This window comes from Streptomyces sp., assembly GCF_036524955.1.
In the GTDB taxonomy this organism is placed as follows: domain Bacteria; phylum Actinomycetota; class Actinomycetes; order Streptomycetales; family Streptomycetaceae; genus Actinacidiphila.
This window is the reverse complement of sequence record NZ_DATDBG010000280.1, coordinates 1-21,767: the sequence shown is the minus strand read 5'-3', so window position 1 is coordinate 21,767 and position 21,767 is coordinate 1. Positions and strand designations below refer to the sequence as shown.

19 protein-coding genes are annotated in these 21,767 nt (G+C 70.7%); all 19 read left to right on the top strand.

Going from position 1 to position 21,767, the window contains the following annotated elements; translation table 11 throughout:
- Window positions 1-193: 193 nt before the first annotated feature.
- The 19 genes from thrB (at window position 194) to atpD (ending at window position 21,727) form a co-directional block, all read left to right on the top strand.
- Window positions 194-1,117 (top strand): homoserine kinase, encoded by a 924-nt coding sequence (gene thrB, locus VIW71_RS22615; protein ID WP_331624339.1) that lies wholly within the window; start codon window positions 194-196, stop codon window positions 1,115-1,117.
- A gap of 362 nt (window positions 1,118-1,479) precedes the next feature.
- Window positions 1,480-3,495 carry a transcription termination factor Rho gene (rho, locus tag VIW71_RS22610; RefSeq protein ID WP_331624338.1) on the top strand — a complete coding sequence of 672 codons (2,016 nt, stop codon included), beginning with the start codon at window positions 1,480-1,482 and terminating at the stop codon, window positions 3,493-3,495.
- Between the two features lie 339 nt (window positions 3,496-3,834).
- Window positions 3,835-5,532 (top strand): trypsin-like serine protease, encoded by a 1,698-nt coding sequence (locus VIW71_RS22605; RefSeq protein ID WP_331624336.1) that lies wholly within the window; start codon window positions 3,835-3,837, stop codon window positions 5,530-5,532.
- 257 nt (window positions 5,533-5,789) lie between these two features.
- Window positions 5,790-7,031 (top strand): LCP family protein, encoded by a 1,242-nt coding sequence (locus VIW71_RS22600; protein WP_331624335.1) that lies wholly within the window; start codon window positions 5,790-5,792, stop codon window positions 7,029-7,031.
- A gap of 169 nt (window positions 7,032-7,200) precedes the next feature.
- On the top strand, window positions 7,201-7,431 hold the full coding sequence (gene rpmE / locus VIW71_RS22595) for a 50S ribosomal protein L31 (protein ID WP_331624334.1): 231 nt from the start codon (window positions 7,201-7,203) through the stop codon (window positions 7,429-7,431).
- Between the two features lie 150 nt (window positions 7,432-7,581).
- Window positions 7,582-8,688, top strand: a complete 1,107-nt coding sequence (prfA, locus tag VIW71_RS22590) for a peptide chain release factor 1 (protein WP_331624350.1) — start codon at window positions 7,582-7,584, stop codon at window positions 8,686-8,688.
- 12 nt (window positions 8,689-8,700) lie between these two features.
- Complete coding sequence (gene prmC / locus VIW71_RS22585) at window positions 8,701-9,546, top strand: peptide chain release factor N(5)-glutamine methyltransferase (RefSeq protein WP_331624332.1); 846 nt, start codon at window positions 8,701-8,703, stop codon at window positions 9,544-9,546.
- Window positions 9,547-9,721: 175 nt separating this feature from the next.
- A complete protein-coding gene (locus VIW71_RS22580) occupies window positions 9,722-10,369 on the top strand; it encodes an L-threonylcarbamoyladenylate synthase (protein ID WP_331624331.1) in 648 nt (215 codons plus the stop codon).
- On the top strand, window positions 10,366-11,025 hold the full coding sequence (locus VIW71_RS22575) for a protein-tyrosine-phosphatase (protein ID WP_414720814.1): 660 nt from the start codon (window positions 10,366-10,368) through the stop codon (window positions 11,023-11,025). The genes VIW71_RS22580 and VIW71_RS22575 overlap by 4 nt, the downstream gene beginning before the upstream one ends.
- Window positions 11,026-11,206: 181 nt before the next feature.
- Entirely contained in the window at window positions 11,207-12,526 is a 1,320-nt protein-coding gene (glyA, locus tag VIW71_RS22570) for a serine hydroxymethyltransferase (RefSeq protein ID WP_331624328.1), read from the top strand.
- 212 nt (window positions 12,527-12,738) lie between these two features.
- Window positions 12,739-14,055, top strand: coding sequence for an MraY family glycosyltransferase (locus VIW71_RS22565; protein ID WP_331624327.1), 1,317 nt, complete (start codon window positions 12,739-12,741; stop codon window positions 14,053-14,055).
- A gap of 286 nt (window positions 14,056-14,341) precedes the next feature.
- Window positions 14,342-14,758, top strand: a complete 417-nt coding sequence (locus VIW71_RS22560) for a hypothetical protein (RefSeq protein WP_331624326.1) — start codon at window positions 14,342-14,344, stop codon at window positions 14,756-14,758.
- 243 nt (window positions 14,759-15,001) lie between these two features.
- Entirely contained in the window at window positions 15,002-15,811 is an 810-nt protein-coding gene (gene atpB / locus VIW71_RS22555) for a F0F1 ATP synthase subunit A (protein ID WP_331624325.1), read from the top strand.
- An 82-nt stretch (window positions 15,812-15,893) separates the two neighbouring features.
- Entirely contained in the window at window positions 15,894-16,145 is a 252-nt protein-coding gene (gene atpE, locus VIW71_RS22550; protein WP_093715105.1) for an ATP synthase F0 subunit C, read from the top strand.
- Window positions 16,146-16,186: 41 nt separating this feature from the next.
- A complete protein-coding gene (locus VIW71_RS22545) occupies window positions 16,187-16,747 on the top strand; it encodes a F0F1 ATP synthase subunit B (protein ID WP_331624323.1) in 561 nt (186 codons plus the stop codon).
- An 85-nt stretch (window positions 16,748-16,832) separates the two neighbouring features.
- Window positions 16,833-17,663 carry a F0F1 ATP synthase subunit delta gene (locus VIW71_RS22540; RefSeq protein WP_331624322.1) on the top strand — a complete coding sequence of 277 codons (831 nt, stop codon included), beginning with the start codon at window positions 16,833-16,835 and terminating at the stop codon, window positions 17,661-17,663.
- 112 nt (window positions 17,664-17,775) lie between these two features.
- A complete protein-coding gene (atpA, locus tag VIW71_RS22535; RefSeq protein ID WP_331624321.1) occupies window positions 17,776-19,347 on the top strand; it encodes a F0F1 ATP synthase subunit alpha in 1,572 nt (523 codons plus the stop codon).
- Window positions 19,348-19,349: 2 nt separating this feature from the next.
- Window positions 19,350-20,273: a F0F1 ATP synthase subunit gamma gene (locus VIW71_RS22530; protein ID WP_331624319.1), complete on the top strand. Its 924-nt coding sequence runs from the start codon at window positions 19,350-19,352 to the stop codon at window positions 20,271-20,273.
- 5 nt (window positions 20,274-20,278) lie between these two features.
- Window positions 20,279-21,727: a F0F1 ATP synthase subunit beta gene (atpD, locus tag VIW71_RS22525; protein ID WP_331624318.1), complete on the top strand. Its 1,449-nt coding sequence runs from the start codon at window positions 20,279-20,281 to the stop codon at window positions 21,725-21,727.
- Window positions 21,728-21,767: the final 40 nt, after the last annotated feature.

Genomic DNA, 21,767 nt, shown 5'->3' with positions numbered 1-21,767 from the left:
GCGCTGTGCGTGCGCCCTATGTCGCAGGAGAACCCACCTTCGATAGGCTGGACCCACAGGCACGTCAATGTGCCCGAGCCGGCGGATGCCCATCGCATCGCCACCTTCTCAGCCCCGCCGCCCGGCAATGGAGCCGCACGGGCGCCGCAAGGCAGAAGAGCCGCACTCTCGTACCGAGGAGATTCGTCGAACGATGGCCGGTCCCGCATTCCGCGCCGCAGCGACACGCGTGCGCGTCCCCGCGACCAGCGCCAATCTGGGCCCCGGATTCGACGCCTTCGGCCTGGCCCTGGGGCTGTACGACGACGTGGTGGTCCGCGTCGCCGACTCCGGTCTGCACGTCGACATCGCCGGCGAGGGCGCCGACTCGCTGCCACGCGACGAGAAGCACCTGGTCGTACGGTCGCTGCGGACCGCCTTCGACCTGCTCGGCGGTCAGCCGCGCGGGCTGGAGGTGGTGTGCGCCAACCGCATCCCGCACGGCCGCGGCCTCGGCTCCTCCTCCGCCGCCATCTGCGCGGGCATCCTCGCCGCCCGCGCGGTGACCATAGGCGGGCCCACCGTGCTCGACGACGCCGCGCTGCTGGAGTTGGCCACCGAGATCGAGGGCCACCCGGACAACGTGGCGGCGTGTCTGCTCGGTGGTTTCACCGTCGCCTGGACCGAGGGCGGCGTCGCCCGGGCGGTCCGAATGGACCCCGCGCGGTCGCTGGTTCCGGTGGTTTTCGTCCCCGCCACCCCGCTGCTCACCGAGACCGCCCGCGGGCTGCTGCCGCGTACCGTCCCGCATGTGGACGCCGCGGCCAACGCCGGCCGGGCCGCGCTGCTCGTGGAGGCGCTCACCAGGCGTCCCGAGCTGCTGCTGCCGGCCACCGAGGACCGGCTGCACCAGGACTACCGGGCACCCGCCATGCCGGAGACGCTGGCGTTGGTGAACCGGTTGCGCGCGGACGGCGTCCCCGCTGTCGTGTCGGGCGCCGGGCCGACCGTACTCGCCCTCAGCGACGAGGGCGCCGCCGACAAGGTGACCCGCTTCGCGGGCGAGGGCTGGGCGGCCAACCGCCTGGCGCTGGATTCGGCCGGGGCGAGTGTCCTGCCGCTCGCGGGTGGGCAGTGACACGATTGCCGGTCGACGAGAGGGGGAATGTTTGTTGGATCCGGTAGTGTTAATCTCAAGCCAGCATTCGCCGCCCGATGGGCGCGATGCACTGTGTCCCTTCCGTGGGACCGCTTTTCTTCCGGGAGCCTCCCACACCGCATAGGCGGCTTGTCCGAGCAGTCGGACAGCCTGCCCACGCAGTGTCGAGCACGCTCCGGAGTCGGTACGAGTTCTCTCCCGTACCGAGTACACGTATGTATTTCTGCCGCCATCAGGCGGACCACCGCCCCGGCTCTGAGCAGCGGAAACGCCCAGATCCGGACAGCACGACCGGTCGCCGAGCCAGACAGGCCGACGCCCGCTCCAGGGAAGGACCCTTCGTGAGCGACACCACCGATCTGATGGGCGTGCGCGCAGACAACACTGTCGCCCCGTCCGATGCCGCCGCGCCTGCCACCGGTGCTGCCACGGCCAGTGCCTCACGGCGGCGCCGGACTGGAACCGGTCTGGACGGGATGGTCCTGGCCGAGCTCCAGCAGCTCGCCTCCAGCCTCGGCATCAAGGGCACCGCGCGCATGCGCAAGAGCCAGCTCATCGAGACCATCAAGGAACGGCAGGCGAGTGGTGGGGCCAGTGCCCCGCAGGCCACCGCCGCGGACACCGCCGTGGCCGAGAAGCCGAAGCGCCGTGCCACGTCGCGGGCCCGCCTTGAGCAGGCCGCCGGTGCCGAGTCCGCGGCTGCCGAGTCCGACGGCGCGGCCGCGACCGCGACAGCCACCGCGCCGCCCGAGCCCAAGCAGATCGAGATCCCCGGCCAGCCGGCCGGTGAGCAGGCCAAGGCAGCCGCGACCGCGGCGAAGACCGAGCGGGCCGACCGTTCGGGTGAAGCCGCCGCCGACACGGCCGAGGGCCGCACCGCGGAGAAGGCCGACAAGAGCGACAAGCAGCAGGCCGGCGACGACCGGCAGGACCGGCAGCGCGGCCAGCGCGGTGACCGCCGCGAGCGGCAGCGCGACCGCCGGGGCCGCGGTGAGGACGGCGGCGACCGGCCCGGCCGCGACCGCCAGCAGCAGGGCGGCGGTCAGGGCGGTGGCCAGGGCCAGCAGCAGGGCGGCCAGGGCGGCGGCGGCCAGAGTCAGCCGCAGGACGACGACGAGTTCGGCGAGGGCCGGGGCCGGCGTCGTGGCCGGTACCGCGACCGCCGGGGCCGCGGCAACCGCCGTGACGACTTCGGCGGCGGCGAGCCGCAGGTCGCCGAGGACGACGTACTGATCCCGGTCGCCGGCATCCTGGACATCCTGGACAACTACGCGTTCATCCGGACTTCCGGCTACCTGCCCGGGCCGAACGACGTCTACGTCTCGCTCGCCCAGGTCCGCAAGAACGGTCTGCGCAAGGGCGACCACGTCACCGGCGCGGTACGGCAGCCCAAGGACGGCGAGCGGCGCGAGAAGTTCAACGCGCTGGTCCGGCTGGATTCCGCCAACGGCATGGGGGCCGACTCCGGCCGCGGCCGTCCGGAGTTCAACAAGCTCACCCCGCTCTACCCGCAGGACCGGCTCCGGCTGGAGACCGACCCCGGCGTGCTGACCACCCGGATCATCGATCTGGTGTCGCCGATCGGCAAGGGCCAGCGCGGTCTGATCGTGGCCCCGCCGAAGACCGGCAAGACCATGATCATGCAGGCGATCGCCAACGCGATCACCACCAACAACCCCGAGTGCCACCTGATGGTCGTGCTGGTCGACGAGCGTCCGGAGGAGGTCACCGACATGCAGCGGTCGGTGAAGGGCGAGGTCATCTCCTCGACCTTCGACCGGCCCGCCGAGGACCACACCACCGTTGCCGAGCTGGCCATCGAGCGCGCCAAGCGGCTGGTGGAGCTGGGCCACGACGTGGTGGTGCTGCTGGACTCCATCACCCGCCTGGGCCGGGCGTACAACCTGGCGGCGCCGGCCTCCGGCCGCATCCTGTCCGGTGGTGTCGACTCGACCGCGCTCTACCCGCCCAAACGGTTCTTCGGCGCCGCGCGCAACATCGAGGACGGCGGCTCGCTGACCATCCTGGCCACCGCGCTGGTCGAGACCGGCTCGCGGATGGACGAGGTGATCTTCGAGGAGTTCAAGGGCACCGGCAACATGGAGCTCAAGCTGGACCGCAAGCTCGCGGACAAGCGGATCTTCCCGGCGGTGGACGTCGACGCGTCCGGTACCCGCAAGGAGGAAATCCTGCTGGGCGGCGAGGAGTTGGGCATCGTCTGGAAGCTGCGCCGGGTGCTGCACGCGCTCGACCAGCAGCAGGCGATCGAACTGCTGCTGGACAAGATGAAGCAGACCAAGTCCAACGGCGAGTTCCTGATGCAGATCGCGAAGACGACGCCCGGCAACAGTGACTGAGAACACCGGGCACCGTGACTGAGAATCGACGCAACCTGCCGTAGGTTGCAATAGCCGCTGCCTGGACGCGCTTACATCATTGCTACGAGATGGAACCCGCCCGCCGGATCCCCGGCGGGCGGGTTCCTTTGTATGTCATATGATCAGGCAGCCGCAGGTGGGGGGACGCTCCTGTGTGCGATTCCCGTGCCGCCGCCGCGAGTTCGCGGTCATCCGGGCACTTCCATCCGACTGGAGTTCTGCGTGTTCTCAGTTCACCAAGGCCACCGGCGGCGTCGCCGTGGCCGTATAGCGGTGGCGCTCACCGCAGTCGCGGCCGGTGCCGCGAGCGTATTTCTGATGATGCCCGCGCACGCGGGCACCGGGTCCACGACGTCCGACGGCGCTACGCAGGCGCAGCTCCGGGCGCGCGTGCAGACCGCGAAGGACCACTTCAAGAAGAAGGCCACGTCCGCCCCGCGAGCGGCGACCAAGGGCACGCCCACCACCGAGGGCGAGGCCACCACCGGCACCGTCACGCCGCGCATCATCGGCGGCTCCACGACGACCTTCAGTGCCGCGCCGTGGATGGTCCAGCTCTGGTACTACAACGCGGCCGACGACACGTCCAGCTTCTGCGGCGGCACCCTGGTGGCGCCCAACAAGGTGCTCACCGCCGGACACTGCGTCGCGGGCATGGACTGGATCGCCAACGGCACCGTCGTGGGCGGCAGCGCCACCTTCGGCGGCACCGACACCGACACCTACTCCTACGTGCGGCGCCAGGCGGTGCACTGGGCGTACAACGACCAGACCGTCGACAACGACATCGCGGTGCTCACCCTGTCCACGCCGATGACCTACGGCACGCTGCCGCTGGCCACCGACACCGACACCGCGCTCTACCAGGCCGGTGGCACGGGCACGGTCTACGGCTGGGGTGTCACCGACTCGGCACCGGACAGCCAGAGCTTCCCGGACCAGCTCCAGCACCTCGACATGCCGCTCAACTCCGACACCGCCTGCAAGGACAACCTGGACGCTGCGGTCGGGGCCGGCTCGTTCGTCGTCGGCCACATGATCTGCGCGGGCATCGGCGGCACCGACGACGACACCACCGGCAAGACCACCTGCTCCGGTGACTCCGGCGGCCCGCTGGTGGTCGGCGGCCGGATCGTCGGCATCGTCTCGTGGGGTGTCGGCACGGCCAGCCAGTCGTGCAACGTCTCGGGTACGTACGACGTGTTCACCAAGGTCTCGGCGTACGGCGGTTACTCGCAGCCGCGGATCAACGACACCGACATGTCGCGCGACGGCAAGGGGGACGTGCTCGGCAAGCTGTCGACCGGGGCGTCGTACCAGTTCACCTCGATGGGCAACAGCTTCAAGGCCCGCGTCGCCGCGCCGATCTCGTTCGCGAACTACAACTCGGTGGTCCAGGCGGACCTGGAGCGCGACGGATACCAGGACTACGTGCTGCGGGCCACCAGTTCGGGCAACGTCTTCATGGGGCACCGCACGCCGACCCGCAGTTCGTACTCGTACATCCAGATCGGCTCCAACTGGAAGACCCGGCGGGCGATCCTGGTGCCCGGCGACCTGACCGGCGACGGCAAGCCGGACCTGCTGTCGGAGACCTCCGACGGCCGGGTGTGGATCTACTCCGGCAAGGGCAACGGGCTGTTCAACCAGCCGGTGGCGGCCGGCTCCGGCTGGACGAAGTACAACCTGGTCGTCGGCCACGGCGACTTCAGCAACGACGGCAAGGCGGACGTGTTCGCGCGCGAGGCGAGCACCGGCAACCTGTACCTGCTCCAGGGCACCGGGAACGCGTCCGCGCCGTTCGCCGCGCCCGTGCTGGTGCGCACCGGGTGGAACGGCTACAACGCGGTGATCGCCGTCGGCGACGTCTCCGGTGACGGCCGTGCGGACCTGCTGGCCCGCACCCCGTCCGGCGCGCTGTTCCTCCACAAGGGCACCGGCGCCACCACCTCCAGCACGTTCGCCGCCGCGGTGAACACCGGCACCGGCTGGGGCGCGTACAGCCTGCTCGGCTGATGCCCGGCACCGGCACCCGGAGCCACCACCGCTGAGATTCCGGTCACCCGGCGGAGTCGGCGCACAGACGCCCGCGTATCCCCTGATCAGGGGGTGCGCGGGCGCTGTCGTGCGTCGCCCGGATGGCGGAACGCGGAACCGCGGGAGACGATGGAACATCCGGCATACCGGATGAAACAGGACCACGATACGCCTGAGCAGACCCACTGGGGGTAGCCGGAGAGCTGGGAGCACGCAGAGGAAGCCGAGGTACCGCCATGCCGGAGGAGCAGCCGCCGCGCGCGTTCTCCGGGGCCGCAGACGGGCCGGCCGGGCTCACCGGGTCCACCCGGTCCACGGGGTCCAGCCGGTTCACGGGGTCCACCGGGTCCACCCGGTCCCGGGCCGCCGGGGCGAGCCCGCTCGGGGCCGGTGCGGCCCGCAGGCGCCGCCGGCGCGGGCTGGCGGTCGTGGCGTGGGCGGCCGCGAGCCTGGTGCTGCTGGGTGCCGGGGGGGCGGGCTACCTGTACTACCGGCTGGACGGCAACCTCAGGAGAGTCGACATCGACGGCGCGCTCGGCCGCGACCGCCCCGCCGACCTCGGCAACGGCTCCATGGACGTCCTCGTGCTCGGCTCCGACTCCCGCTCCGGCGCCAACCGCGCGTACGGTCACGACAGCGGCACCGCCCGCTCCGACACCGCGATGATCGTCCACCTCGACAAGGGCCACACCGCCGCCGGCGTCGTCAGCATCCCGCGCGACACCCTGGTCCCACGCCCCTCCTGCCGGCGGATCCGGGGTGGCGGCACCGAGCCCGCCACCCCGCAGGCCATGTTCAACACGGCCTACGAGATCGGCGGCCCGGTCTGCGCGGTGAAGACGGTGGAGAAGCTCACCGGGATCCGGATGGACCACTACGTCGAAGTGGACTTCACCGGCTTCAAGCGCCTGGTCGACGCGCTGGGCGGTGTGCCGGTCACCACCACCGCGCCGATCCACGACGTGAAGAGCCACCTGAGCCTCCCGGCCGGCACCCACCAACTCGACGGCGAGCAGGCGCTCGGTCTGGTCCGCACCCGGCACGGCGTCGCGGACGGCAGCGACCTGGGCCGCATAGAGCTCCAGCAGGCGTTCATGGGGGCGCTGCTCGACCGGGTCAGCGGCGTCGGGCTGCTGGACAGCCCCGCCAAGCTGTTCTCGGTCGCCGACACCGCCACCAAGGCGGTCACCACCGACACCGGGCTCGGCTCGGTGCGCAAGCTGATGGGGCTGGCCGACAGCGTGCGCGGCCTCGACTCGGCCCACGTCCGCATGGTGACACTGCCGGTGCGGTACGCGGCCAGTGACCCCAACCGGGTGCAGCCCATCGAGGCGCGGGCGGCCATGGTGTGGGCCGCGCTCAAGGCCGACAGGCCCATCCCGGCCGCGGCCACCGAGGGATCGATCGCCGAAAAGACCGGCGGGACGCCGCTGGTCGACTCCCCGAGCCCGGCCCCGACCCCCTCGAAGGGCGACTGACCTGCGGAAACGTATCAGCAAGGCGGAGGTGCGGCGCCCGGGAATGATCCGGCCCGCCCCCTGGTTTTGGGAGATGGGGCCGAGTCCTGGCAGACTTGACCGTCGGCTCCGGTTCACGTGACGCAAACCCGCGGAGCGACCCGGCGCCCTCCCGAACCTAGGAGCATCCTTGAAGAGCGACATCCACCCCGAGTACGTCGAGACCCAGGTCACCTGTACCTGTGGCGCCTCGTTCACCACCCGCAGCACCGAGACCAGCGGCCAGATCCGCGCGGACGTGTGCTCCGAGTGCCACCCGTTCTACACGGGCAAGCAGAAGATCCTCGACACCGGCGGCCGTGTGGCCCGCTTCGAGGCCCGCTTCGGCAAGGGCAAGCCCGCCGGGTCCACCAAGAAGTAGCGACCTGCAAGCGCCGGTATCCGGTCGCCCCGCCCAGGGTGACCGGACCGGCGCTTTGTCGTCCCGGGCCCGAAAGGCCGTTGTCCCGGGCCCGGACCGGCCTCCTGGCCGGTCCGCGCGGCCACCACGTCTTCCACTCAGGGATGCATGATGTTCGAGGCGGTCGAGGAACTGATCGGCGAGCACGCCGACCTCGAAACACGGCTTGCCGACCCGGCGGTCCACGCGGACCAGGCGGAGGCGCGCAGGCTCAACAAGCGCTACGCGGAGCTGACCCCCATCGTGGCCACCTACCGCTCCTGGCGGCAGACCGGCGACGACATCGGCACCGCCCGCGAACTCGCCGCCGACGACCCCGAGTTCGCCGCCGAGGCGAAGGACCTGGAGCGTCATCGCGAGGAGTTGACCGAGCGGCTGCGCCTGTTGCTGGTGCCGCGCGACCCGAGCGACGACAAGGACGTCATCCTGGAGGTCAAGGCCGGCGAGGGCGGCGAGGAGTCCGCGCTGTTCGCCGGCGACCTGCTGCGGATGTACCTGCGGTATGCCGAGCGCGCCGGCTGGAAGACCGAGATCCTCGACGCCAACGCGTCCGACCTCGGCGGCTACAAGGACGTCCAGGTCGCGGTGAAGGCACCTCGTTCCCCTGCGGGAAACGCCGCGACTCCCGGCCAGGGCGTGTGGGCGCGGCTGAAGTACGAGGGCGGTGTGCACCGCGTGCAGCGGGTGCCCGCCACCGAGTCGCAGGGCCGTATCCACACCTCCGCGGCCGGTGTGCTGGTCACCCCGGAGGCCGAGGAGGTCGAGGTCGAGATCAACCCCAACGACCTGCGGATCGACGTCTACCGCTCGTCCGGCCCCGGCGGCCAGTCGGTCAACACCACCGACTCCGCGGTCCGCATCACCCACCTGCCCTCCGGCCTGGTGGTCTCCTGCCAGAACGAGAAGAGCCAGCTCCAGAACAAGGAGTCGGCGATGCGCATCCTGCGCTCCCGGCTGCTGGCCGCCGCGCAGGAGGAGGCCGAGCGGGAGGCGTCCGACGCCCGCCGCAGCCAGGTGCGTACCGTGGACCGCTCGGAGCGGATCCGCACCTACAACTACCCGGAGAACCGCATCTCGGACCACCGGGTCGGCTTCAAGGCGTACAACTTGGACCAGGTACTCGACGGGGACCTCGACGCGATGATCCAGGCCTGTGTGGACGCCGACTCGGCCGCCAAGCTGGCGGCGGCCGGTGACGGCAGCCATGACGGCGCATAAGGGGAAGAGAGAGTGAACCTGCTGCTCGCCGAGGTGGCCCAGGCCGCCCAGCGGCTCGCGGAGGCCGGCGTCCCGTCGCCGCGCTTCGACGCCGAGGAGCTGGCCGCGTACGTGCACGGCGTCAAGCGCGGCGAACTGCACAGCGTGGCCGACACCGAGTTCGACGCGCGGTACTGGGAGGCAGTCGCCCGCCGGGAGGCCCGCGAGCCGCTTCAGCACATCACCGGGCGGGCCTTCTTCCGCTACCTGGAACTCCAGGTCGGCCCCGGCGTCTTCGTACCGCGTCCGGAGACCGAGTCGGTGGTCGGCTGGGCGATAGACGCGGTGCGTGCGATGGACGTCGCCGAACCGCTGGTCGTCGATCTGTGCACCGGCTCCGGCGCGATCGCGCTGGCACTGGCACAGGAGGTGCCGCGCTCCCGGGTGCACGCGGTGGAGCTGTCGGAGGACGCCCTGGAGTGGGCGCGCAGAAACGTCGAGGGCAGCAAGGTCGATCTGCGGCAGGGCGACGCGCTCAGTGCCTTCCCCGACCTCAACGGCCAGGTCGACCTGGTGATCTCCAATCCGCCGTACATCCCGCTCGGCGAGTGGGAGTACGTGGCGCCCGAGGCCCGCGACCACGACCCCGAGCTGGCCCTGTTCTCCGGCGAGGACGGCCTCGACACCATCCGTGGCATCGAGCGCACCGCGCACCGGCTGCTGCGGCCCGGCGGCGTCGTCGTCATCGAGCACGCCGACTCCCAGGGCGGCCAGGTCCCGTGGATCTTCAAGGAGGACGCGGGCTGGGCGGACGCGGCCGACCATCCGGACCTGAACAACCGGCCCCGGTTCACCACGGCGCGCAAGGCGATGCCGTGACGGCGCGCCTTGTGCCGGAGTGGATGCCGGGGGTCCGGGGGTTGTCTCCCGGGAGGGTGGAGTACCACGGCGCGCAGGGCGATGCCGTGGGTACCGCATCAGGCCGTACGTCTGGCCGTACACCGGCCCCCACACCGTCTCGTACGGCAGCACAGCAGCTCATGGAGGTCAGCTAATGGCACGGCGATACGACTGCTCCGACGCCACCGACCGGGCCACCGGTCTGCGTGAGGCCACCTCGGCGGTCAAGCGCGGCGAACTCGTGGTGCTGCCCACCGACACGGTCTACGGGATCGGCGCGGACGCGTTCGACGCGGAGGCCGTCGGCGACCTGCTGCAGGCCAAGGGGCGCGGCCGGAACATGCCCTCGCCGGTGCTGGTCGGGTCCCCGAACACCCTGCACGGCATCGTCACCGACTTCTCCGAGCAGGCCTGGGAGCTGGTCGACGCGTTCTGGCCGGGTGCCCTCACCCTGGTCACCAAGCACCAGCCGTCGCTCAACTGGGACCTCGGCGACACCCGCGGCACCGTCGCGGTCCGCATGCCGCTGCACCCGGTCGCCATCGAGCTGCTGACCGCCACCGGCCCGATGGCCGTCTCCAGCGCCAACCTGACCGGGCACCCCTCGCCGCAGGACTGCGACGCGGCGCAGGGGATGCTCGGCGACTCGGTCGCGGTCTACCTGGACGGCGGGCCGACGCCCGCCGCCGTGCCGTCGTCGATCGTGGACGTCACGGGCGGGGTGCCGGTGCTGCTGCGGGCCGGGGCGATCAGCGCGGAGGAGCTGCGCGAGGTCGTACCCGACTTGCGGGAACGCAGTTGACGCCGCCCGACGGGCGTGGCATACGGGGGTTCGTCAGCCTGCCGGGCGTACCGGGGGCGGGCGGTGACGTCTTCCGGGTGCTCCACGTCTGCACCGGCAATGTGTGCCGCTCCCCGATGGCCGAGCGGCTGATGCAGCACGGGCTGGCGGGGCGGCTCGGCGACGCCGCCGCGGGCATGCTCGTGGAGTCCGCGGGCACCTGGGGTCACGAGGGCGCGCCGATGGAGGCGCACGCCGCGTCGGTGCTCGCCGAGTACGGCGCCGACCCGGCCGGCTTCATCGGCCGCGAACTGCTCGACGACCACGTCATCGACGCGGACCTGGTGCTCACCGCGACCCGCGACCACCGCGCGCAGGTCATCTCGATGGGCCACGCGGCCGGCCTGCGCACCTTCACGCTCAAGGAGTTCAACCGGCTGGTACGGGCGATCGACCCGGCCACGCTCCCCGACTGCGGCGTCATCGAACGCGCCCGCGCCCTGGTCCGGGCCGCGTCGGCACTGCGCGGCTGGCTGCTCGCGCCCAGCCCGGACGCGGACGAGGTGCACGATCCGTACGGGGCGCCCATCTCGTACTTCCGGAGCGTCGGCGCGGAGATCCACACCGCGCTCGACCCGGTGGTCACCGCGCTGACCGGAATCCCGGCCGCCGTGTGACCCCCGCCCGGCCCGGTTCCCGAGTCGGTCTTCCTGCTCGTCCCCTGCGCGGGCGGCCTCGTTCCTCGGCCGCCCACTCCGGGAGCTCGGGCGTCAGCCCCTGAGCCGCCGCCGGGCGGTTCGGCCCGCCCGCACCTACAGTGGAAGGCGCGAGACCCCACCTCTCCGCCGGAGCACAGCCATGCCGGTCGCCGGAAGAACCGCAGCACCCGCACCCACCGCGGCGGCGCACGCCGTCCCCCCCACCGCCCGTGAGATCCCGACCCCGCCCGCGGACTTCGACGCGCTGCGCCGCCAGGACCCGGAACTGGCCGGTGTGCTCCTCGCCGAACTGGACCGGCAGAGCGGTTGCCTGCAGCTCATCGCCGGGGAGAACTTCACCTCGCCCGCCGTACTGGCCGCGCTCGGCTCACCACTGGCCAACAAGTACGCCGAGGGCTACCCGGGCCACCGCCACCACGCCGGCTGCGAACTGGTGGACCTCGCCGAGCGGCTGGCGGTGGAGCGGGCCACCGCCCTGTTCGGCGCCGAACACGCCAACGTGCAGCCGTACTCCGGCTCGTCCGCCGTACTGGCCGCGTACGCCGCGCTGCTCGTGCCCGGCGACACCGTACTGGCCACCGCGCTCACCCACGGCGGCCATCTCACGCACGGCTCGCGGTCGAACTTCTCCGGCCGGTGGTTCCGGTTCATCGGGTACGGGGTGCGCCCGGACAACGGTCTGATCGACTACGACCAGGTCCGCGACCTGGCCCGCGAGCACCGCCCCAAGGCCATCGTCTGCGGCTCCATCGCGTATCCGCGGCACCCGGACTACGCCGCCTTCCGGGAGATCGCCGACGAGGTGGACGCGTACCTCATCGCGGACGCCGCGCACACCCTCGGCCTGGTCGCGGGCGGCGCCGCCCCGAGCCCGGTGCCGTACGCGGACGTGGTGTGCGCCACCACCCACAAGACGCTGCGCGGGCCGCGCGGCGGGCTGATCCTGTGCGGGGAGCACCTGGCCCAGCGGGTGGACCGGGCGGTCTTCCCGTTCTCGCAGGGCGGCCCGCACATGCACGCCGTCGCCGCCAAGGCCGCAGCCTTCGGCGAGGCCGCCACCCCGGCCTTCGCCGCGTACGCCCGCCAGGTGGTCGCCAACGCGGGCCTGCTCGCAGAAGCGCTCGCCGCCGGCGGCCTCGCCCTCCTCACCGGCGGCACCGACACCCATCTGGTCACCGCCGAGGTCTCACCGCTGGGCATGACCGGCGTACAGGCCCGCGGCCGGTGCGCGGCGGCCGGCATCGTCCTCGACAAGTACGCGCCGCCGTACGCCGCCCGGGGCCCGCAGGAGTGCTCCGGTATCCGGCTGGGCACCGCCGCGATCACCACGCAGGGCATGGGGGAGACCGAGATGCCGCAGGTCGCGGGGTTGATCGCGCGGGCGCTGCGGGAGGAGCGCGGCACCGCTGCCGCCGTCGCCGACCTCGTACGGCGCTTTCCGCCGTATCCGGCGCGGTGACCGTACGCTGCCGGTCCACGACCGGGCCCCGCCGCCCGCGTGACGGCCGGCGGGCATACCCGGTACCGGCGCGGTGCAACCGCGGGCGCTCCCTGTGAGTCTCGACAGGTGTTCGCCGTCCCGGCCCGGCCACCACTAGGGTGTGACGCTGTGAGGAACCCCCGGACGTGTGCGCACGAGGTTTGCGCCCCCGAGACCGTCGGAGGCTGCTCGTGCGCGAGTACCTGCTGACCCTGTGCGTCGCCGCGGCCGTCACCTATCTGCTGACCGGCCCGGTGCGGAAGTTCGCCATCGCGGCCGGCGCCATGCCCGAGATCCGCGCGCGCGACGTGCACCGCGAACCGACGCCGCGGCTCGGCGGGATCGCCATGTTCGGCGGCCTGTGCGCCGGCCTGCTGGTCGCCGCGCACCTGAGCAACCTCGGGGACGTCTTCGCGCTCTCCAACGAACCGCGCGCGCTGCTGTCCGGTGCCGGACTGATCTGGCTGCTGGGCGTCCTGGACGACAAGTGGGGCGTGGACGCGCTGGTCAAGCTCGGCGTGCAGATGATCGCGGCCGGCGTCATGGTGCTCCAGGGCCTCACCATCCTGTGGCTGCCGGTGCCCGGCGTCGGCACCGTCGCCCTCACCCCGATCCAGTCCACGCTGCTGACCGTGGCCCTGGTCGTCATCACCATCAACGCCGTCAACTTCGTTGACGGGCTGGACGGTCTGGCGGCCGGCATGGTCTGCATCGCGTCCGTCGCGTTCTTCATGTACGCCTACCGCCTCTGGTACGGCTACGGCCTCGAAGCCGCCGCACCCGCAACACTGTTCAGCGCGATCCTGGTCGGGATGTGCCTGGGCTTCCTGCCGCACAACATCCATCCGGCACGGATCTTCATGGGCGATTCCGGTTCGATGCTGATCGGTCTGGTGCTCGCCTCGGGTGCGATCTCGATCACCGGACAGGTCGACCCGGACTCGGTCACCGACTTCACCGGATCGACCCGGGAGACCGTGCACTTCATGGTGCCGGTCTACATGCCGCTGCTGATGCCGCTGACGCTGATCGCGATCCCGGCGGCGGACCTGGTGCTGGCGGTGGTGCGCCGGACCTGGAAGGGGCAGTCGCCGTTCGCCGCCGACCGCGGCCATCTGCACCACCGGCTGCTGGAGATCGGGCACTCGCACAGCCGGGCGGTGCTGATCATGTACTTCTGGTCGGCGCTGTTCGCGTTCGCCGCGGTGGCGTTCTCGGTCAACTCCTCCAGCCTGCTGATCGTGCTGGTGATCGTGGCGCTCAGCGCGGTCGGCCTGGTCGTACTGCTGCTGCCGCGGGTACGGCCGCGGGCACCGCGGTGGGCCGAGTCGTTCGTGCCGCCGCGCTACCGGCGGCGCCGTCGCCGGCTGGCCGCCGCCGCTGCCGCCGCCGAGCGGGAGATGCGCTCCGCGGACCGGCCGGCCCTGCACGGTTCGACCGCGGTCGGCGACCGCTCGCGGCTGCCGGAGCGGCGTCCGGAGCGGCGCCCGGTGGACAGCCACAGCTAGCCGGATGCCGTGCCGGAGTGGGTGCCGGCACCCCTCCGGCAGCCTTTCCGGCCCCGGGCATACTGGTGAATCAGCGGCGTGTCGATAACCCTCTCGTGTGACGGGCAGCACACTTCCATGGTAAAGACCCGATCAAATACTTTGTGATACCGTTCACGAAACCCGGGAATCAGCCGAAAGACCATAGTGCGACGGTCTTCCGGCGTGAGGCGCGTCCTCAGCCCCGACTACGCTCGTCTCCGACGACACCAGCCTTCCCAACTCCCCGCCGGAGGAGCTGCCCCCAATGCAGTCCCACGACGTCCGAACTCTCCTCAACTGCACCGTCCCCACTGCCGCGGTCGGTGCCATCGCCACCGCGATCAGCGGTGCGGTGGCCGGCGGCAAGGGAGCGATCGGCGCCGCCGTCGGCACGTTGGTCGTGATCGCCTTCATGGCGACGGGCATGGTGGTGCTGCAGCGCACCGCGAAGAAGTACCCCTCGCTCTTCCAGATGATGGGCCTGGTGCTCTACGCGGTGCAGGTCCTGCTGCTCGCGATCGTGCTCGCCGTTTTCAAGCACACCTCGCTCTTCAACACCCGGGCCTTCGCCTTCTCGCTGCTGGCCGCCGCGATCGTGTGGATCGCCGCGCAGGCCCGGTCGTACATGAAGACCAAGATCCTCTACGTGGACCCCGAGGCGGCAGCGGGGTCACCCTCGTGAAACCCGTCGACCGCGACGGTCGGGGTAGGGCCGGTGTAAAGGGCCCTTCGCTCATTTGCTATCGTCCGGACTCAACTGCGGCGGAGCTGCCGCGAGCGGCATTCTGCCTTGCCACGCCGCTCGGTTCAGCGCCGACCCGCCGCCCCCACACCCGCACCACCAGTCCAGTGCCGTTCCGCGGCTCCCGTCCGCGCCGACACATCAAGGTTGTCGTACCCATGCGCCACGCTGAAGGAGTTCGCGGTGAGTGCTGACCAGGTTCTCGCCTTCGAGACGAACTGCCACCTCTTCGACGGGTGCGGCTTCCCCGCCCCCGGACTGCACTCGTTCGTCTTTCAGCCGATCTTCTCGATCGGCAGTTTCGACTTCACCAAGCCGATGCTGCTGGCGCTGCTCAGCACCGTCCTGATCGTCGGCTTCTTCTGGGCCGCCTTCAGCAAGGCGAAGATCGTCCCCGGAAAGCTCCAGATGGTCGGTGAGGCGGGCTACGACTTCGTCCGCCGCGGCATCGTCTACGAGACGCTCGGCAAGAAGGACGGCGAGAAGTACGTCCCGCTGATGGTGGCGCTCTTCTTCATGGTCTGGATCATGAACCTCTGGTCGATCATCCCGGTCGCCCAGTTCCCCGTGACCTCGATCATCTCCTTCCCGGCGGGGCTGGCCCTCATCGTCTACGTGACGTGGATGTACCTGACGTTCAAGAAGCACGGCTGGACCGGCGGCTGGAAGAACATCACCGGCTACGACAAGTCGCTGGGCTGGGTGCTGTTCCTCGCCGTGCCGATCGAGTTCTTCTCGAACGTGCTGGTCCGGCCGTTCACCCACGCGGTCCGGCTCTTCGCCAACATGTTCGCCGGCCACACCCTGCTGCTGCTGTTCACCATCGCGACCTGGTACATGCTCAACGGCATCGGCATCGCCTACGCCGGCGTGTCCTTCATCATGACCATCGTGATGACGGCCTTCGAGCTGTTCATCCAGGCTGTTCAGGCGTACGTGTTCGTGCTCCTGGCCTCCAGCTACGTCCAGGGCGCGCTCGCCGAGCACCACTGAGCACCCGCCCCCACGACCCCCTACCTACGCAAGTCCGGTGGCCAACCCCCACCGGTCCGTGAAAGAGAAGGAAGAACCCGGCATGTCCGCTCTCGCGCAGGCCACCCTCGCCGCCACCGAAATCAAGGGCAACCTCGGCTCCATCGGCTACGGTCTGGCGGCCATCGGCCCCGGCGTCGGCATCGGCATCATCTTCGGCAACGGCACCCAGGCCCTCGCCCGCCAGCCCGAGGCGGCCGGCCTGATCCGCGCCAACCAGATCCTCGGCTTCGCCTTCTGTGAGGCGCTCGCCCTGATCGGTCTGGTCATGCCGTTCGTCTACCCGACCTCCTGATCGCGGCTGACGGCCGGAACCCACAGACGGAAGGCACTGATGTGATCGCCCTGGTACAGATGGCGGCCGAGGAGTCGGAGAACCCGCTCGTCCCACCCGTCCCCGAGCTCATCATCGGCCTCATCGCCTTCGCCGTCGTCTTCTACTTCCTCGCCAGGAAGCTCCTCCCGAGCATCAACAAGGTTCTGGACGAGCGCCGGGAGGCCATCGAAGGCGGCATGGAGAAGGCCGAGGTCGCCCAGGCCGAGGCGCAAACGGCTCTTGAGCAGTACCGAGCTCAGCTCGCCGAGGCCCGGCACGAGGCCGCGCGGCTGCGCCAGGAGGCACAGGAGCAGGGCGCCGCGCTCATCGCGGAGATGCGGGCCGAGGGCCAGCGTCAGCGCGAGGAGATCGTCGCCGCCGGCCACGCCCAGATCGAGGCCGACCGCAAGGCCGCCGCCGCCGCACTGCGCCAGGACATCGGCCGGCTCGCCACCGAGCTGGCCGGCAAGCTCGTCGGCGAGGCCCTTGAGGACGCCGCCCGGCAGAGCCGTACCGTCGACCGCTTCCTCGACGGCCTCGACGAGACCGTCCCGGCCGGTCAGGCTGAGGCGGCGCGATGAACACCGGAATGACGAGTCGGCGAGCGGTCGCCGGTGGTGTCTCTCGCCGGGTGGTCGGGCTGGAGCGAGCCGGGGAGTGTGACCGATGAACGGAGCGAGCCGAGAGGCACTGGCTGCCGTCCGCGAGCGGCTCGACGCGCTGACCGACGCCTCCCCCGAGGTCCCTACGTCGGTCGACGCGGGCCGGCTCGCCGATGAACTGGCTGCCGTGACGGCACTGCTCGACCGTGAGGGAGCGCTGCGCCGGGCCCTGACCGACCCGGCGCAGCCCGGCCAGGCCAAGGCCGACCTGGCGCGGCGGCTGCTCGGTGAACGGATCGGCGACGCGGGTCTCGACCTGGTCACCGGCATGGTCCGGTCCCGCTGGTCGCGCTCGCGCGACCTGGTCGACGCGATCGAGGAGCTGGCCGACACCGCCGACCTGATCGCCGCCCAGCGCGCGGGTGCGCTGGACGACGTGGAGGACGAGCTGTTCCGGTTCGGCCGTATCGTGGCCGGCAGCGCCGAGCTGCGGGCCGCGCTGACCGGCCGGATCGCCGACGCCGAGGCCAAGGCCGGCCTGGTGCACAGGCTGCTGGGCGGCCGTGCCCGTCCGGTCACCGAACGGCTGGTGACCCGGCTGGTCACCGCGCCGCGAGGACGTAGCCTGGAGAGCGGAATCGAATCCCTGTCCAAGCTCGCCGCGGCCCGCCGCAACCGCATGATCGCGGAAGTGGTCTCGGCCGTTCCGCTGAGTGATCAGCAGAAGGAACGCCTCGGCGCGGCCCTGGCCAGGATCTACGGGCGGCGGGTGCACCTCAACCTGGACGTGGACCCCTCGGTCCTCGGCGGAGCGCGGGTGCGGATCGGCGACGAGATCATCAACGGCTCCATCGCCGACCGTCTCGAAGAGGCGGCCCGGCGGCTGGCCGGCTGACAGCCACCAACTCAAGAAGCATGACGGCGGCCCGAGTTGGGCCGACAGTCCTCTGGGGGAGCCCCCCAGACCCCCAGATATTTCGGGCCAACAAGGAGAGCAGGGAACCCAGATGGCGGAGCTCACGATCCGGCCGGAGGAGATCCGGGACGCGCTGGAGACCTTCGTCCAGTCGTACCAGCCGGACGCCGCCTCGCGCGAGGAGGTCGGTACGGTCAGCGTTGCCGGAGACGGCATCGCGAAGGTCGAGGGGCTGCCCTCGGCCATGGCGAACGAACTGCTGAAGTTCGAGGACGGCACCCTCGGCCTCGCCCTCAACCTCGAAGAGCGCGAGATCGGTGCGATCGTCCTCGGCGAGTTCAAGGGAATCGAGGAGGGCCAGCCGGTGCAGCGCACCGGTGAGGTGCTCTCCGTCGCGGTCGGTGAGGGATACCTGGGCCGGGTCGTGGACCCGCTGGGCAACCCGATCGACGGTCTCGGCGAGATCGAGACCGAGGGGCGCCGCGCCCTCGAACTGCAGGCACCCACGGTCATGCAGCGCAAGTCGGTGCACGAGCCGATGCAGACCGGCCTCAAGGCCGTCGACTCGATGACCCCGATCGGCCGCGGCCAGCGCCAGCTCATCATCGGCGACCGGCAGACCGGCAAGACCGCCCTGGCGATCGACACGATCATCAACCAGCGTGACAACTGGCGCAGCGGCGACCCGAACAAGCAGGTCCGCTGCATCTACGTCGCCATCGGCCAGAAGGGCTCCACCATCGCGGGTGTGCGCGCCGCGCTGGAGGAGTCCGGCGCGCTGGAGTACACCACGATCGTCGCCGCCCCGGCGTCCGACCCGGCCGGCTTCAAGTACCTCGCCCCGTACACCGGCTCGGCCATCGGCCAGCACTGGATGTACCAGGGCAAGCACGTACTGATCGTCTTCGACGACCTCAGCAAGCAGGCCGACGCCTACCGCGCGGTCTCCCTGCTGCTGCGCCGCCCGCCGGGCCGCGAGGCCTACCCGGGTGACGTCTTCTACCTGCACTCCCGGCTGCTGGAGCGCTGCGCCAAGCTCTCCGACGAACTGGGCGCCGGCTCCATGACCGGTCTGCCGATCGTGGAGACCAAGGCCAACGACGTGTCGGCGTTCATCCCGACCAACGTCATCTCCATCACCGACGGCCAGTGCTTCCTGGAGTCCGACCTGTTCAACGCGGGCCAGCGCCCGGCGCTGAACGTCGGTATCTCGGTCTCCCGGGTCGGCGGCTCGGCGCAGATCAAGGCGATGAAGAGCGTCGCCGGACGGCTGCGCGTGGACCTCGCCCAGTTCCGTGAGCTGGAGGCGTTCGCCGCCTTCGGCTCCGACCTGGACGCGGCCTCCAAGGCGCAGCTGGAGCGCGGCCAGCGCATGGTCGAGCTGCTCAAGCAGGGCCAGTACTCGCCGTACCCGATCGAGGACCAGGTCGTCTCCATCTGGGCCGGCACCACCGGCCAGCTGGACGACGTACCGGTCGAGGACGTACGCCGCTTCGAGCGCGAGCTCCTCGACTACCTGCGCCGCGAGCACAAGGGCCTGCTCACCGCGATCGCCGAGACCGGCAAGCTCTCGGACGAGACCCTCGAGGTGCTCACCGAGGCGGTGGCCACCTTCAAGAAGCAGTTCGAGACGTCTGCCGGCGCGCTGCTGGTCGAGGGCTGATCATGGGCGCACAGATTCGCGTCTACAAGCGCAGGATCAAGTCTGTCACCGCCACGAAGAAGATCACCAAGGCGATGGAGATGATCGCCGCCTCGCGCATCGTCAAGGCGCAGCGCCAGGTGGCGGCCTCGTCCCCGTACGCCGAGGAACTGACGCGTGCGGTGACGGCGGTGGCGACCGGCTCCACCACCCAGCACCCGCTGACCACGGAGGCCGAGCGGCCGCGCCGCGCCGCGGTGCTGCTCGTCACGAGCGACCGCGGTCTGGCGGGCGGCTACTCGTCCAACGCGATCAAGGCCGCCGACCGGCTCACCGAGCGGCTGCGCGCGTCGGGCAAGGAGGTCGACTCGTACATCGTCGGCCGCAAGGGCGTCGCGTACTACGGCTTCCGGGAGCGCGAGGTCAAGGAGTCGTGGACCGGCTTCTCCGACAGCCCTCAGTACGGTGACGCCAAGGCCGTCGCCGCACCGCTGATCGAGGCGGTGTGGAAGGACGCGTCCGAGGGTGGCGTGGACGAACTGCACATCGTCTTCACGGAGTTCGTGTCGATGATGACCCAGTCGCCGGTCGACCGGCGACTGCTGCCGCTGTCGCTGACCGAGCCGTCCGGCGAGGCGGCGGAGCCCAGTGGCCAGCCGGCCCTGCTGCCGCTGTACGAGTTCGAGCCGTCGGCCGAGGAAGTGCTGGACGCGCTGCTGCCGCGGTACGTCGAGAGCCGGATCTACAACGCCCTGCTCCAGGCCGCCGCCTCCGAGCACGCGGCCCGCCGCCGGGCGATGAAGTCCGCGACGGACAACGCGGAAGAGCTCATCAAGTCGCTCACGCGGCTTGCCAACGCGGCCCGACAGGCCGACATCACCCAGGAAATCAGCGAGATCGTCGGTGGCGCGAGCGCTCTGGCCGACGCGAGCGCGGGGAGTGACTGACCACTATGACCACCACTGTAGAATCCGCCCCCCAGAGTGGCACGGCCACCGGGCGCGTGGCGCGGGTCATCGGCCCGGTCGTCGACGTGGAGTTCCCCGTCGACGCCATGCCGGAGATCTACAACGCGCTGCACGTCGAGGTCGCCGACCCGGCTGAGGACGGCAAGACCAAGAAGCTGACCCTGGAGGTCGCGCAGCACCTCGGCGACGGTCTGGTCCGCGCCATCTCCATGCAGCCCACCGACGGCCTGGTCCGCCAGTCGCCGGTGACCGACACCGGCAACGGCATCACCGTGCCGGTCGGTGACGTGACCAAGGGCCGGGTGTTCAACACCCTCGGCCAGATCCTGAACGAGCCGGCCGCCGAGTCCGAGGTCACCGAGCGCTGGCCGATCCACCGCAAGGCCCCCGACTTCGACCAGCTCGAGTCCAAGACCGAGATGTTCGAGACCGGCCTGAAGGTCGTCGACCTGCTCACCCCGTACGTCAAGGGCGGCAAGATCGGCCTGTTCGGCGGCGCGGGCGTGGGCAAGACCGTGCTCATCCAGGAAATGATCATGCGTGTGGCCAAGCTGCACGAGGGCGTTTCCGTGTTCGCCGGGGTCGGCGAGCGCACCCGTGAGGGCAACGACCTCATCGCGGAGATGTCCGAGTCCGGCGTGCTCCCGCAGACCGCGCTGGTCTTCGGCCAGATGGACGAGCCGCCGGGCACCCGGCTGCGGGTCGCGCTGGCGGGCCTGACCATGGCGGAGTACTTCCGCGATGTGCAGAAGCAGGACGTGCTGTTCTTCATCGACAACATCTTCCGCTTCACCCAGGCCGGTTCCGAGGTCTCCACGCTGCTCGGCCGGATGCCCTCCGCGGTGGGCTACCAGCCGAACCTGGCGGACGAGATGGGTCAGCTCCAGGAGCGCATCACCTCCACCCGCGGTCACTCGATCACCTCGATGCAGGCGATCTACGTCCCCGCGGACGACCTGACCGACCCGGCCCCGGCGACCACCTTCGCCCACCTCGACGCGACGACCGTGCTTTCGCGGCCGATCTCGGAGAAGGGCATCTACCCCGCGGTGGACCCGCTGGACTCCACGTCCCGCATCCTGGACCCGCGCTACATCACGCAGGAGCACTACGACTGCGCCTCGCGCGTCAAGGGAATCCTGCAGAAGTACAAGGACCTCCAGGACATCATCTCCATCCTCGGCATCGACGAGCTGGGCGAGGAGGACAAGCTCACCGTCTTCCGGGCCCGCCGTATCGAGCGCTTCCTGTCGCAGAACACCCACGCGGCGAAGCAGTTCACCGGTGTCGACGGCTCGGACGTGTCGCTGGACGAGTCCATCTCGGCGTTCAACGCGATCGCCGACGGTGAGTTCGACCACTTCCCGGAGCAGGCGTTCTTCATGTGCGGTGGCCTAGAAGACCTAGAGCGTAACGCCTCCGAACTGATGTAATTGAGGCCGGTGTGACGACGACGCTGGACGGCGCGAACAC